The sequence below is a fragment of the Methylophaga sp. UBA3613 genome, from assembly GCF_002375415.1.
GTDB lineage: Bacteria > Pseudomonadota > Gammaproteobacteria > Nitrosococcales > Methylophagaceae > Methylophaga.
Map to the genome: position 1 here is coordinate 50,100 of NZ_DFLS01000008.1, position 14,529 is coordinate 64,628.

At 44.5% G+C, this 14,529-nt stretch carries 14 protein-coding genes; 12 read left to right on the forward strand and 2 right to left on the reverse strand.

Going from position 1 to position 14,529, the window contains the following annotated elements; translation table 11 throughout:
• Positions 1–20: 20 nt before the first annotated feature.
• The 9 genes from B3S93_RS10050 (at position 21) to lpxA (ending at position 9,290) form a co-directional block, all read left to right on the forward strand.
• Complete coding sequence (locus tag B3S93_RS10050; protein WP_292401747.1) at positions 21–764, forward strand: isoprenyl transferase; 744 nt, start codon at positions 21–23, stop codon at positions 762–764.
• Positions 685–1,581 carry a phosphatidate cytidylyltransferase gene (locus tag B3S93_RS10055; protein WP_292401750.1) on the forward strand — a complete coding sequence of 299 codons (897 nt, stop codon included), beginning with the start codon at positions 685–687 and terminating at the stop codon, positions 1,579–1,581. The genes B3S93_RS10050 and B3S93_RS10055 overlap by 80 nt, the downstream gene beginning before the upstream one ends.
• Complete coding sequence (ispC, locus tag B3S93_RS10060; protein WP_292401753.1) at positions 1,581–2,771, forward strand: 1-deoxy-D-xylulose-5-phosphate reductoisomerase; 1,191 nt, start codon at positions 1,581–1,583, stop codon at positions 2,769–2,771. Before B3S93_RS10055 ends, ispC begins: the two co-directional genes overlap by 1 nt.
• On the forward strand, positions 2,759–4,096 hold the full coding sequence (gene rseP / locus B3S93_RS10065; protein WP_292401756.1) for an RIP metalloprotease RseP: 1,338 nt from the start codon (positions 2,759–2,761) through the stop codon (positions 4,094–4,096). The genes ispC and rseP overlap by 13 nt, the downstream gene beginning before the upstream one ends.
• 56 nt (positions 4,097–4,152) lie before the next feature.
• The gene (bamA, locus tag B3S93_RS10070; protein WP_292401759.1) at positions 4,153–6,429 is read left to right on the forward strand and encodes an outer membrane protein assembly factor BamA; all 2,277 of its coding nucleotides are present in this window, start codon (positions 4,153–4,155) and stop codon (positions 6,427–6,429) included.
• A 20-nt stretch (positions 6,430–6,449) separates the two neighbouring features.
• The gene (locus B3S93_RS10075) at positions 6,450–6,950 is read left to right on the forward strand and encodes an OmpH family outer membrane protein (RefSeq protein WP_292357999.1); all 501 of its coding nucleotides are present in this window, start codon (positions 6,450–6,452) and stop codon (positions 6,948–6,950) included.
• 10 nt (positions 6,951–6,960) lie between these two features.
• Positions 6,961–7,974, forward strand: coding sequence for a UDP-3-O-(3-hydroxymyristoyl)glucosamine N-acyltransferase (gene lpxD / locus B3S93_RS10080; RefSeq protein ID WP_349677836.1), 1,014 nt, complete (start codon positions 6,961–6,963; stop codon positions 7,972–7,974).
• Positions 7,975–8,073: 99 nt separating this feature from the next.
• Complete coding sequence (gene fabZ / locus B3S93_RS10085) at positions 8,074–8,523, forward strand: 3-hydroxyacyl-ACP dehydratase FabZ (RefSeq protein WP_292401762.1); 450 nt, start codon at positions 8,074–8,076, stop codon at positions 8,521–8,523.
• The gene (lpxA, locus tag B3S93_RS10090) at positions 8,520–9,290 is read left to right on the forward strand and encodes an acyl-ACP--UDP-N-acetylglucosamine O-acyltransferase (protein WP_292401765.1); all 771 of its coding nucleotides are present in this window, start codon (positions 8,520–8,522) and stop codon (positions 9,288–9,290) included. Before fabZ ends, lpxA begins: the two co-directional genes overlap by 4 nt.
• A gap of 35 nt (positions 9,291–9,325) precedes the next feature.
• Here lpxA and B3S93_RS10095 read toward each other — a convergent pair whose 3' ends face one another.
• Positions 9,326–10,510 (reverse strand): ammonium transporter, encoded by a 1,185-nt coding sequence (locus B3S93_RS10095; RefSeq protein WP_292358004.1) that lies wholly within the window; start codon positions 10,508–10,510, stop codon positions 9,326–9,328.
• Between the two features lie 294 nt (positions 10,511–10,804).
• Here B3S93_RS10095 and B3S93_RS10100 point away from each other — a divergent pair, with 294 nt between their 5' ends.
• From B3S93_RS10100 to der, 3 genes are read left to right on the forward strand one after another with little or no spacing between them, the layout of a single operon-like run.
• Complete coding sequence (locus tag B3S93_RS10100; RefSeq protein WP_292358006.1) at positions 10,805–11,446, forward strand: YfgM family protein; 642 nt, start codon at positions 10,805–10,807, stop codon at positions 11,444–11,446.
• Positions 11,436–12,605 carry an outer membrane protein assembly factor BamB gene (gene bamB / locus B3S93_RS10105; protein ID WP_292358008.1) on the forward strand — a complete coding sequence of 390 codons (1,170 nt, stop codon included), beginning with the start codon at positions 11,436–11,438 and terminating at the stop codon, positions 12,603–12,605. The genes B3S93_RS10100 and bamB overlap by 11 nt, the downstream gene beginning before the upstream one ends.
• A 2-nt stretch (positions 12,606–12,607) precedes the next feature.
• The gene (gene der / locus B3S93_RS10110) at positions 12,608–14,017 is read left to right on the forward strand and encodes a ribosome biogenesis GTPase Der (RefSeq protein ID WP_292401767.1); all 1,410 of its coding nucleotides are present in this window, start codon (positions 12,608–12,610) and stop codon (positions 14,015–14,017) included.
• 61 nt (positions 14,018–14,078) lie between these two features.
• Here der and B3S93_RS10115 read toward each other — a convergent pair whose 3' ends face one another.
• Complete coding sequence (locus tag B3S93_RS10115; RefSeq protein WP_292401770.1) at positions 14,079–14,417, reverse strand: hypothetical protein; 339 nt, start codon at positions 14,415–14,417, stop codon at positions 14,079–14,081.
• Positions 14,418–14,529 lie beyond the last annotated feature (112 nt).

A 14,529-nucleotide genomic window follows, 5' to 3' on the forward strand; every position in this document is an offset into this window, starting at 1 on the left:
ATTATGGTTTAGCCAAACTGATGAATTCTTCTAATCGCTCCATTCCGAGACACATTGCTATCATTATGGATGGCAATGGTCGATGGGCGAAACAACGGTTACAACCCAGGTTTATGGGGCATCGCGCTGGCGTCAGAGCGGTGGAAGGTATTGTTAAACACTGTGTGGCGAGTGGAGTAGAAGTCCTCAGTTTGTTTGCCTTCAGTAGCGAAAACTGGCGTCGGCCCGGTAAAGAAGTCAATTTATTGATGGAGTTATTCAGTCATGCACTGGATAATCAGGTTAAACGGCTGCATAAAAATAATATCCGTTTAAATATTATTGGTGATTTGAGCCGGTTCTCAGATGCATTACAGCAGCGGATTGTGGATGCGACGGCATTAACCGCAGAAAATGATGGTTTGATTCTCAATATTGCAGCTAACTATGGTGGACGCTGGGATATCACCCAATCGGTCCAACAAATTGCTTTCAAAATTAAATCCGGTGAAATGCAACCTGAACAGGTTGACGAAAGTGTCATTGCCAGCCACCTGGTTACTGCAGATTTACCCGAACCGGATTTGTTTATTCGTACGGGGGGAGAACAGCGCATCAGTAACTTCCTGATGTGGCAGCTGGCCTACACCGAACTCTATTTTACCGACAAACTATGGCCTGAGTTTAAAGCTCAGGATCTGGATAATGCGATTGACTCATTTTCCAGCCGGGAGCGTCGGTTTGGTCGAACCTCAGAGCAACTCACTGGGCAAGAAGATGCTTAAACAGCGCTTATTAACTGCCGCTTTGTTGATTCCTTTAGTTGTGATGGCAATTTTGCTGTTACCGACTATGGGGATGATTGGCTTGCTCACGGTGGTGACCTTGATGGCAATGTGGGAATGGCTTTCCATGGCGCAGATGCAACCGCTCATCAAAGTGCTTGCCAGTTTGTCGTTCATTGCCGCTCTGTTGGCGCTATTGGCGATGGCAGGGATAAATTATATGCTGCTAACTGGTTTGGTCTTTTGGATGCTGATCAGTTTTATCATTGTTTTATTTGCCCACCGGCCATTACCCAACTCTCTCGCTCAGCTTTTTCATAATAAATTCGTGACTTATCTACTCAGCATGCTAGTTGCTTTGTTATTTGTTTACAGTGCCGTCTGGTTACACGGTATTGCCGGCAACGGTCCATGGCTGGTGTTATATGTATTAATCAGTGTATGGCTTGCAGACACGGGTGGTTATTTTGCGGGTAAGCGTTGGGGTAAACATGCCCTTGCTAAAGCGATCAGTCCTAATAAGACACTTGAAGGGCTTATAGGGGCAATAGTGTTGGTCATGCTTTGGAGCATATTGTCCTATTTTATGGGCATTTCTAAGTTTGTATCACTGCCATTATGGATTTTTATCAGTGTTTTAACTGGCCTCATTTCCGTTAGTGGTGATTTATTTGAAAGCTTGTTTAAACGAAGCTATCAGATAAAAGACAGCGGCCATTTATTACCGGGGCATGGTGGAATGCTGGACCGCGTGGATAGTCTGCTGGCTGCTGTACCTTTCTTTGCTGCGTTAATATGGTTGACAGGGCAGTTTTGATGCAGCAAGTTACTATTCTGGGATCGACCGGTTCCATTGGCATCAGTACCCTGGACGTGTTAAACCGCCATCCCGAAAAGTACCGGGTCTATGCGCTGGCAGCGAATAAATCAGTGGATGCTTTGCTTGAGCAATGTCTGCGATTTCAGCCCGCAGTCGCGGTGATGCTATGCCCGGATTCTGCTGAAAAACTTAAAACCAAACTCGATGCTGCTGGCGTGGCCATTGAAGTACAAAGCGGTATGCAGGCTTTGGAGAGAATATCCAGTACTGACCAAACGGATATCGTGGTCGCCGCTATTGTGGGCGCTGCTGGGTTATTGCCAACTCTGGCAGCAGCCAAAACAGGAAAAAGAATCCTGCTGGCAAACAAAGAAGCCTTGGTGATGAGTGGTGCATTACTCATGCGCGAAGTGCAGGAAAATAATGCTGTTTTGCTTCCTGTTGATAGTGAGCACAATGCCATATGGCAATGTATGCCTGTAGGCGAAAGCCAACAGTATCAGTTTGATAACAAAGGTATTCGCCGTATTATCTTGACCGCGTCAGGTGGTCCATTCCGTGATTGGGATATTGCAGATTTGGAAGCAGTAACACCCGAACAAGCGGTAGCCCATCCCAACTGGTCGATGGGGCAGAAAATCTCGGTTGATTCAGCCACCATGATGAATAAAGGGCTGGAAGTTATTGAGGCGCATTGGCTGTTTGGTATGCCGAGTGACAAGATTGAAGTTGTATTGCATCGTCAAAGTATTATTCATTCAATGGTAGATTATATAGATGGCTCAGTGCTGGCGCAGATGGGCAATCCCGATATGCGTACACCTATTGCCAATACCCTGGCCTGGCCAGAACGAATTGATTCAGGTGTTGAACCATTGGATTTGGTCAAAGCAGGGAGACTTGATTTTGCCTTTGCAGATTTTGAACGTTTCCCCTGTCTGGCACTGGCCTATAAGGCATTGAACATCGGTGGTACCAGCACCGCCATTCTTAACGCGGCAAATGAAGTGGCGGTAGAAGCGTTCCTGCAACAGCAAATCAAATTTACTGATATTGCCCGGGTCATTGCGGACGTGTTGGAAAGCATACCTGCAACATCAGCTGATTCACTGGAACAGATATTGTCTGCCGATAAGCTGGCAAGAGAGGCTGCCCAAAAGCAGACTAAGATTTTATGCAATCATTAATCTTTTTTATTATTGCCCTCAGCTTGCTGGTGGTCATCCATGAATTCGGCCATTATTGGGTGGCAAGAAGATGTGGCGTGAAAGTACTACGCTTTTCAGTTGGCTTTGGACAAAAACTCTGGTCAAAACAACTCAAAAACGGCACTGAATTTGTCATCGCAGCATTGCCATTAGGTGGCTATGTCAAAATGCTGGATGAACGAGAAGCACCAGTAGCGGAAGCAGAGCTTGACCAGGCATTTAATCGTCAACCGTTACGAAACCGGGTTGCAATTGTATCTGCCGGACCGATCGCAAACCTGTTATTTGCCGTCTTTGCCTATTGGGTCATCATGGTTACCGGTGTGCCCGGTTTAAAGCCGATCATTGATGATGTAACAGCTGATTCTCCAGCTGCGATGGCACAGCTCATCCCTGGTGAAGAAATTATAGCCGTCAATGGCAAAGCAACGCCGACAGTTAACAGCTTGTTTCAGCAATGGTTGAAGTTCGCGCTGTCCGGTGAAACCGTTACCCTGACTACCCGCATTACTGATATTGAAAGTACCAAACAACTAACATTGCCAAAACTTGGGCTGGATGATGCTGGATCACTGTTTAGTCAGATAGGTATCAAAACCGTGCAACCCGATATGCCCCCGATTCTGGGTGAAATTGTGGCTGATAGCCCGGCGGAAAGGGCGGGCTTACAAACAGGTGATGAATTAATTTCAGCTGATGGAAAACAATTATCCAGCTGGCAGGCTTGGGTCGCTCTCATTCAAAGCAGTGCTGATGAAGAAATGAGTATTGAAATTCTTCGTGATGGACAAGTTGAACAGCTCGATATTACTCCTGTCGCAGATGAAAATAATGTCGGTCGGATAGGTGCGGCAGTCAATACCGAAGGCTATGAAATCCCCGCAGAATTAAGATCAGAATTACGTTATGGCCCATTGGCGGCGATCCCCCAGGCGTTCAGCCAAACCTGGCAGTTCAGTGTCACCACCTTAAGTGGCTTATGGGGCATGCTTATAGGTACGGTTTCCAGTGACAATCTTGGCGGGCCTATTGCTATTGCCCAGTTTGCCGGGGATTCTGTGCAACAGGGCTTAATTGCTTTTATCAGTTTTCTGGCAATGATCAGCATCAGTTTAGGGATTCTGAATTTACTTCCAGTTCCGGTACTTGATGGTGGCCATTTGCTGATGTACTTTTTTGAATGGGTTCGTGGCAAGCCTTTGCCCGAATCAGTACAAATCCAGGGACAAAAAATAGGATTATTCCTGATTCTTCTGCTAATGGTATTCGCTTTTACAAATGACATCGCCCGACTCATTGGCTAATCGAAACATTGCAGGTACACTTACGATTTCTTCGGCTGACTGACTGTAAAACAACAATGAAACAAATCATCACAGCATTGACGCTCATCTTGTTATCCTCCGCAGCTTGGGCCGAGGAATTTATTATCAAAGATATCCGGGTGGAGGGGTTGCAAAGAATCTCTGCAGGTACCGTTTTCAACTTTTTACCGGTTAAAGTCGGTGATGAACTGACTGAAAATGATGTTAGAGGCATCATTCGCTCACTGTTTAAATCAAAATACTTTAATGATGTGCAGGTTGAACGCGATGAAGGCGTTTTAGTCATCACAGTAATTGAGCGCCCAGCGATTTCCAGTATTGAGTTTATTGGTAACAAAGATTTGGACAGTGATGAATTATTAAAATCATTGCGTCAGATTGGTTTTGCTGAAGGTCAGGTATTTGAGCAGGCGATGCTGGAAAGGGTTGAGCTGGAGTTACAACGTCAGTATTTCAGTCGTGGTAAATATGGTGTGAATATTAGCTCTGAGGTTACTCCGCTATCGCGTAATCGGGTAGCCGTCCGTATTAACATGGCTGAAGGCGTGGTTGCGACGATTGGTGAGATCAACATTGTCGGCAATAAATCATACGATGAAGACGAGTTGCTGGACGAGTTGGAATCGACAACGGGGGGCTGGCTATCATCATTAACCAAAGATAATCAGTACTCACGGCAAAAGTTATCAGCTGATCTTGAGTCTTTGCGTTCTTTTTATCTGGATCGTGGTTATGTTGATTTTACAGTCGAGTCCACTCAGGTAACGATTTCTGATGATAAAAAACAGATGTTCATTACGATAAATATTTCGGAAGGTGAACGTTATAAAATCAATGAAGTAAGATTGGCGGGCAATCTGATTGTGCCGGAAGAAGAGTTATTTGATCTGGTCACCATTCGTAAAAACTCAGTGTTTTCCAGAAAAGCCATTACTTCAAGTTCTGAAAGGCTGACTGATCGACTGGGAAATGATGGTTATGCCTTTGCCAACGTTAACGCAGTCCCGGATATTGATCGTGAAACACGCGAAGTTAATCTGACTTTCTTTGTTGATCCCGGCCGTCGGGCTTATGTGCGCCGTATCAATATTTCTGGTAACAGTAAAACCCGTGATGAGGTACTGCGTCAGGAAATGCGTCAACAGGAATCCGCCTGGATTTCTACCGGTGATGTTGAACGGTCAAGAGAACGTATCTCACGTTTGGGCTATTTTGAAGATGTAAACGTTGAAACTCTGCCTGTTGCCGGAACATCTGATCAGGTCGATCTGGATTTCAATGTAACCGAAATGGCCTCAGGCAGCTTGTCAGCGGGTATTGGTTATTCGCAGTCTGACGGCATTATCTTTAATGCCAATGTGACCCAGAAGAACTTTATGGGTAGTGGTAAACATATTCGTTTCGGTTTTAACAACAGCCGGGTTAATACTGTTTACAGCTTTGGTTACACCAATCCATTTGCGACAGTAGATGGTATCAGTCAGGGTTTTAACCTGTTTTACCGTGAAACCGATGCCTTTGAAGCGAATATTGCAAATTACACCACGGACGTATTCGGTGGTGACATTAATTTTGGTATTCCTATCTCGGAAAACAACCGCATTAATCTGGCCTTCGGTTATGAAAATACCCAGCTGGATGTTCCTAGCAATAATGATATTACCCGTTATGATGATTTTATCGAAACTGAAGGTGATTCTTTCCATGCATTCCCGGTAACACTGGGGTGGTCCAGCGATACCCGTGATAATGCAATATTACCTACAAAAGGGTTATCACAAAGTCTTTCTGCTGAGGTTGCCACACCTATCGGCGACTTACAGTATTATAAACTACGCTATCGCAATAACTGGTATACACCACTGAGTGATACCTTTACATTTGCGTTGCGGACTGACCTTGGCTACGGTAAAGCCTATGGTGATAGTAACGAGTTTCCTTTCTTCCAGAACTTTTATGCCGGTGGTATTCGTAGCGTAAGAGGTTTTAGAGCGAATACACTGGGCGTCAGAGAAGCTGACCAACCTTTGGGTGGTAATTTAATGGTCACCGGCGGTGCAGAGATTATTTTCCCCATCCCATTCATGAAAAAAGCTTTACGCTCTTTCCGCTTGAGCACATTCGTGGATGTGGGTAACGTATATGATGTCGATCAAAGTTTTGAAGCTGACTTGCTGCGCTATTCAACCGGCTTATCAGCGATTTGGATTTCACCATTTGGCGCAATGTCGTTTAGTATTGCTGCTCCTTTGCGTGATCAGCCGGATGATGAAACGGAAGTGTTCCAGTTTTCATTAGGATCGACATTTTAATTTAACTATCGGAGTTAAGAGTGAAAAAAATCAAGATTGTTGGCCTTATATTGGCTTCTTTAATGGTTAGCCCAGTATTTGCTGAAGAAATGAAAATTGGCGTGGTTAATGCCAGTGTTGTATTAGATCAATCGCCCCAAAAAGAACGTGCTTTAGCCCGTTTGGAAAAAGAATTTTCAGCTCGTAGCAAATCACTCGAAAACAAACACAAAGAATTACGTGCAGCTCAGGAAAAACTAAACCGTGACGCTGCTGTTCTCAGTAATGAGGACCGCCAGGTCCAGGAGCGCAAGATCATTAATGATCAACGTGAACTGAAACGCCTTCAGGATGAGTACAGTGAAGACTTGTCTATTCGTCGCAATGAAGAATTACGCAAGTTAGAAGAAGAGATCGCCGAAACCATCGTCGAGCTTGCCAAAAAAGAATCCTATGATTTGGTGCTTTATCAAGGTGTCATTTTTGCCAGTGAAAAGGCAGATTTAACTTCTAAAGTGCTGGAAAAACTTAAAGCGAAATAAGAATCTGGATGTGGTGTGGACTTTAGCAAAAATTGCATCTGAAATTGGTGCAAAACTGGTTGGCAATGCAGACAAAGTGATAACCGGTGTCGGTACCCTGCAGAATGCAAAGGATACTGACATCAGTTTTTTGGCAAATACCAAATATCGTCAGTATCTTAAATCAACTTCAGCAGGTTGTGTGATTGTGTCACCTGATGATTTGGCTGAACTTCAGACGAATGCATTGGTCATCAAAGATCCTTACGTTGCTTATGCAAAAGCTGCCTCGTTGTTATATCCCGAAGAGCAGTCTCCAATAGGTATTCATCCGAGCGCTGTCATTGGCGAAAACTGTCAAATAGCGGAATCGGCACGTATATCAGCACAGGTCTATATCGGCAACAACGTTCAAATTGGTGACAATGTCGATATCGGTCCTGGCTGTGTTATCGAAAACAATGTTTCTATTGCCGCTGATAGCAGGTTGATTGCCAATGTGACTTTATGCCGAAAAGTACATATTGGTGAGCGTGTCCGTATTCATCCTGGGGTTGTTATTGGTGCAGATGGTTTTGGTATTGCGAATGAAAATGGTCTCTGGCTGAAGATACCTCAGGTCGGGTCAGTAATTATCGGTAATGATGTCGAAATCGGGGCGAACACGACGATTGATCGTGGCGCAATTGACGACACTATTATCAGTAATGGTGTGAAGCTGGATAATCAAATCCAAATTGGTCACAACGTCTTTATTGGCGAGCATACTGTTATTGCAGGTTGTGTCGGTATTTCTGGTAGTACGCACGTAGGATCGCATTGTGCGATTGGTGGTGGAACAGGGATTGCCGGACATATCGAAATAACAGATGGCGTGCAAATAACCGGTATGAGTATGGTGACTAAATCAATACTGACAGCAGGCTCCTACTCATCAGGTATTCCAGCAGAACCGACCAGAGATTGGCATCGTAATGTTATTCGATACCGACAACTTGATAAATTAAATGACAAAATAAAACAATTGGAGGCCAAGCTGGAGTAATGGATTTTCATTGCTGGATGGCTGGCTTGGCTTTACCGCATCAGTGTCTCAACGTAAGATTACTGCACGCAAAAATATAAATCCTAAAGGATAATCAGATTGAACACCATTGACATACATGAGATTCAACGCTTACTGCCACATCGATACCCCTTCCTGTTGATTGACAGGGTGATTGAATTTACACCAGGTGAGCATCTGGTTGGTATCAAAAATGTCAGCTTTAACGAACCACACTTCACCGGACATTTTCCACAACGTGTGATTATGCCTGGTGTGTTAATTCTTGAAGCATTGGCTCAGGCTACAGGATTACTGGCCTTTAAAACGGCAGACCAAATTCGTTCTGATGATGCCCTGTATTATCTGGCAGGCATTGATAACGCACGTTTTAAAAAACCTGTCGAACCGGGTGATCAGTTGCGTTTAGAAGTAAAGTTAATTAAAAATAAACGTAATTTATGGAAATTTTACGCTCAGGCTACTGTTGGCGGCGAAGTCGTTGTCAGTGCTGATATTATGTGTGTTAACCAAGAAATGCCTTCGTGATTCATCAAACAGCCTTAATCGATCCTGGTGCCAAAATTGCTGATGATGTGATCATCGGTGCTTACAGTATTATCGGAGCGAATGTCGAAATCGCTTCAGGTACCGAAATAGCCTCACATGTGGTAATAAATGGTCCGACCAGAATTGGTCGTAATAATCGTATATTTCAGTTCTCATCGATAGGTGAAGAACCTCAGGATAAGAAATATCACGGAGAACCAACTCTACTGGAAATCGGTGATAATAATCTGATCCGGGAATCTGTGACCATCAATCGCGGTACAGTGCAGGGTGGTGGAGTTACCAGAGTCGGCAGTAATAACTGGATCATGGCCTATGTGCATATTGCCCATGACTGCATTATTGGCGATGACAATATATTTGCTAATAACGCCTCTCTGGCGGGACATGTCATTGTTGATCAACATGTTATCCTTGGAGGGTTTACACTGGTGAGTCAGTTTAATCATCTTGGATCACATAGTTTCAGTGCGATGGGCAGCGTTATATCTCGCAATGTTCCACCTTATGTTCTGGTTTCCGGACACATGGCTGAACCTGTCGGAATTAACGTTGAAGGACTGCGGAGACGCGCTTTTACTGATAACCAGATTCGCAATATCCGTCAGGCGTACAAACTGGTTTACCGTTCAGGTTTGCGCATGGAAGAAGCACGAGAACGCTTGCATAGTATTAAACAGGAAGCTGAAGAACTGACAATCTTTATGGAGTTTCTGGATAAGCAACAAGGTGGCATCATCCGGTAGTTTCCTACCGGATGACGATGAGTTGATAAGCAACCTTAATCGTTTGCCGGGGTTGAGCTGATTTTATGAATACTCAAATCTGCCCCATTGAATTCATCTTCTGTACTTAATCTAAGTCCCATAGTGGCTTTCAAACCGCCATAGACAATAAGACCACCGATAAACGCAATACCTACACCAATGGCCGCTCCGATAAACTGAGAAGCCAGGCTGACCCCGCCCATTCCACCCAGGGCGACCTTTCCGAAAATACCGGCAGCAATAGCCCCCCATACGCCACATAACCCATGAAGTGGCCATACACCTAAAACGTCATCAATTTTCCATTTATTCTGTGCCAGAGTAAAAGTGATGACAAAAATAGCTCCGGCAAGCGAACCTGTTACCAATGCACCAAGGGGGTGCATGATGTCTGAGCCAGCACAAATTGCCACTAAACCGGCAAGTGGACCATTATGGACAAACCCTGGGTCATTACGACCAATAAAACAGGCTGCCAGAGTACCTCCAACCATCGCCATTAATGAGTTAATGGCTACCAGCCCGCTGATGCCTTCAACTTCCTGAGCCGACATTACATTAAAACCAAACCAGCCTACGGTCAGGATCCATGCGCCTAGCGCCAGAAAAGGAATATTTGATGGTGGGTGAGCATATATTTCGCCTTGCTTGCCATAACGTCCGTGTCTTGGACCTAGCAACAGAACGGCTGCCAAGGCTATCCATCCACCAACAGCATGAACTACGATAGAACCGGCAAAGTCGTGAAACGCCGCGCCAAATTGATTTTCCAGCCAATTCTGAATACCAAATAAGCCATTCCAGCTGATGCCTTCAAATACTGGATAGACAAAGCCTGCAATCAAAAATGTGGCAATCAATTGAGGATTGAATTTTGCCCGTTCGGCGATACCACCGGAGACAATGGCAGGTATTGCTGCGGCAAATGTTAATAAAAAGAAAAATTTCACTAAGGCATAGCCATTGTTTTCGGTGAGTAATGGCGAAGGTTCAAAAAAATTCAAACCATAAGCAATTCCATAGCCGATAAAAAAGTAAGCAATAGTGGAAACGCCAAAGTCAGTGATAATTTTGACCAAAGCATTAACCTGATTTTTTTTCCTTACGGTACCGACTTCAAGAAAGGCGAAGCCAGCATGCATGGCAAGCACCATAATGGCGCCTATTAATATAAAAAGTACGTCGCTTGCGTTTTGCACAATTAGTTTTCCTTATAATTAGTGTTGAGCAAGCACCAAAATAGCAAGACTTGCACCAATTTAGACAAAATCATATAAAACAAGCATCTAGAGTTTTTGCTATTCAGTGAATTCTTATAAATTGAACTGTTATGGTGCGATTTTATATTTAATGGCACTTATATGGTGCGATTGGCTGGTGCTGCCATGGTTAGCACAATCAGCGGATAAACACGTATAATCTGGCACTTTAATTCACTTACGAAAAAGTGATGGCTTAACTATCCTTAAATTGCTGTAAGCAAGGAGAAAACGATGGATATCTACGCATCGGATGATGAAAAAGGCGAAGCGATAAAGAATTGGTGGCGGGAAAACGGCCGTTCAGTAGTAACCGGTGTGGTTTTAGGTGGTGCAATAATTTTTGGTGGTCGTTATTGGATTAATTTTCAACAAGCCAAGACTGAGCAGGCTGCAGCAATGTACCAACAAGTTCAGATGAACATCAGTAATGCTGATTTAACAGCTGCTGAAGACTTGACCCAGGAACTCATGCAAACACATTCTGCTACTCCATATGCTGCATTTGCTTCGCTGGAGCTGGCTGCTGAACAAGTGCGCAATGACCAAACTGTAGCGGCATTGGAATATTTACAGTGGACTGTTGATCAGGCAAAACTGAACGCCCAGAAAGATTTGGCCAGATTACGTATGGCTCGTGTATTGGTTGATCAGGCCGAATACGCAAAAGCTTTGGAATTGACCCAACAAACTGTTTCTGAAGGATTTGTTTCTTTATTTGCTGAACTCAAAGGTGATATTTATCTTGCACAGGAAAATAAAACAGAAGCCTATGAAGCTTATGTCGAATCTATTTCAAGTATGGATGCTGATGACCCTCGTAAAACTCTCCTGGAAATGAAGCGTGATGATGTGGCCGTTATTAATGAAAGCTAATGTAATCCGAAATACCGTTGTTGGCTTTGCTCTGATGGCGCTTGCTGGTTGTGGAACAGTAAAAGAATTCTTTGCGGCTGACAGTTACGAAGCTCCGCCAACTGAACTTACTGAATTTCAAGTAGAGTTCGAACCCAAAACTCTCTGGTCAACGGGTACTGGTGATGGTGCTGGATCAGAGTATTCAAATCTTGCGCCCTGGATTCAAGGTGACTCCATTGTCACCGTGGATCATGAAGGAGATGTTCGCAGCCATAATATTGAAAATGGCCGACGTGAATGGCGCAGCAAATTAGATATGCCTGTTGCGTCGGGTGTTGGTGGCGGAGAAGGTCTGATCGTTGTTGGTTCTCAGAGTGGGGAAGTAGTCGCTTTGGATGACAGCACCGGTGATGAACTCTGGCGTCAGCGTCTCAGCAGTGAAGTCCTTGCCCCGGCAAAAGTCGGTGGCGATAGCGTTGTTGTGAGAACAGCAGATGGTCGTTTAACAGCGATTTCAGCAAGCAGCGGCAATATTCTGTGGAATTATCAACGCGCCGTACCACTTTTGAGTCTTCGTGGTGTTAGCGCTCCTGTGATTGACGGACAAACAGTTTTTGCTGGATATGATAATGGTAAGTTAGTTGCACTCTCTCTCAATGATGGCAAAGTTATCTGGGAAAAAAGTGTCGCTGTGCCAAGTGGTCGTACTGAGTTAGAGCGATTGGTCGATATCGATGCCGACCCGGTGATCCAAAACGGTATGATTTATGTTGTCGCTTTTCAGGGTAATTTAGCAGTAATGGATACGGATACCGGACAAACCCTATGGGACCGAGAAATGTCCTCTGCAACCGGTATTGCGGTAGCGTCAACGGATGCTGTTTATGTGAGTGATGATCAAAGTTATCTATGGTCAATCGCTGACGGATCTGGTGATTCTTTATGGCGTCAGACATTATTGCTAAGACGAAACATTACCGCGCCAGTCATTGCCGGTGAATATGTGGTGGTAGGTGACTTTGAAGGTTATTTACACTGGGTGGCACGTTCCGATGGTCGTTTTGTTGCTCGTCAAAGACTGGATAAAGATCCTATTCGCAGCCAACCCATCGTTCGTGATGGTGTGCTTTACGTCATGACTACAGGCGGCAAGCTTTCCGCCATTCGGATCCCCTAACTGTGAAACCTGTTATTGCTCTTGTTGGGCGGCCGAATGTTGGCAAATCCACGTTATTTAATCGTCTGACCAAGACGCGCAATGCGTTGGTAGCAGATCATGCCGGTTTGACCCGTGATCGGATATACGGCAATGCGCGTCATGATGAAGCGGAATTCATTCTTATCGATACAGGTGGTTTGACCATACAGGGTGACGATATGTCAGACCTGATGCGCAAACAGGCTGAACTGGCGATTATGGAAGCCGATCTGATTCTATTTGTAGTTGATGGCAAAACCGGTGTTGTCCCCGCTGATGAATTGATAGCAAAACAGTTACGCAATGTTGGTAAGCCGGTTTTACTGGTTATCAATAAAACTGAAAGCGAGCAAAAAGAGCTGGCGGCAGCAGATTTTTATCGGCTTGGGCTGGGTGAACCGGAAGTCATTTCTGCGACTCAAGGACGTGGCATCAGTAATTTAATGAATACCCTTATGCGTGATTTACCCGCTATTCGTATTGTTGAATCTGAAGAAGATGAAAAAGAAGAAGATACGTCAGGTGATATTCGTCTCGCCGTTGTGGGTAGACCAAATGTAGGCAAATCAACGCTGGTCAATCGTCTGCTCGGCGAAGACCGTGTTGTGGCTTTTGATGAACCGGGCACTACCCGGGATAGTATCTATATTCCATTTGAAAAGGATGGCACGAACTACATCCTAATCGATACAGCAGGTGTCAGACGCCGTTCCAAGGTCTCCGAAGCGCTGGAGAAATTCAGCATTGTAAAAACCCTGCAAGCCATCGAGGCGGCTAATGTGGTTTTGTTAGTATTAGATGCGCACCAGGGTGTTGTGGATCAGGATCTGCATCTGGCTGGGCTGATTATCGAAAGTGGCCGCGCTGTGGTTATCGCAGTCAATAAATGGGATGGTCTAGAGAAACAGGAACGTGAATGGGTTGCAACCAATATTGAGCGTCGTTTGCCGTTTTTGAGTTTTGCCAAGACGCATTTCATTTCGGCTTTGCATGGCAGTGGTGTTGGCTTATTACTTAAATCTGTAAAAACTGCGTATGGCTCAGCCTTAGCTAAAATTCCTACGCCACAATTAACCAGAGTATTGGAAGAGGCTGTTGCCGATCATCAACCACCATTGGTTAACGGACGCCGGATTAAATACCGTTATGCCCATTTAGGCGGTAAAAATCCTCCCCGTATCATTATCCATGGTAATCAGACAGAAGCGACGCCAAACAGCTATCGACGTTATTTGGAAAATTATTTCCGTACTGCACTCAAATTGCAGGGAACACCGGTGATGATTGAGTTTAAGACCAGTGATAATCCGTTTAGAGAACGGAAGAAGCCGGCAGAGAATCCACAGGAAAAACGCAAGCGAATAATAGCCAGTCGGATTAAAAAGAAATAGCTTTGGGAGTGTTAATCTTCCATCGCTGCCAGCAGTCGTGGATATGAAAAATCAACAAGCCCTATAGCAAGCCTTCATCTTCGTTCATTAAATTTTCCAATGAACTAAGATGATGGCGAATCTTTTCACGCTGAACTAATTTTTGTTGCGCTGCCTCAGGTAAGTCAGTAAATAAAATCACCCCTTTGTCTATCAGCGTGTTCACCAGATCTTCAATAACCCTTACCATCGCCATGTCTGAGGCTGTAAGTATCGTTTGAATATCTTCCTGGCGGTTGGATTGACCAAGGAACTCAAGTAATTCGGGGGCTTGTGGAGAGATGTAGTGACTATCATCGCTCTGTGGGGAATTAAAAACTCCAATTATGTGACCCTTTTCATCGCGATCGACGTATACCATCTTATTGTTCCCGATTATTCTTGATATGCTACCTTTGGAAAGAGTAAGCGGTCATAGGTTTACAGTAAAGAAAAAAACTGTGAAACTCATCACATTTTGAGTTGGGTAGCGT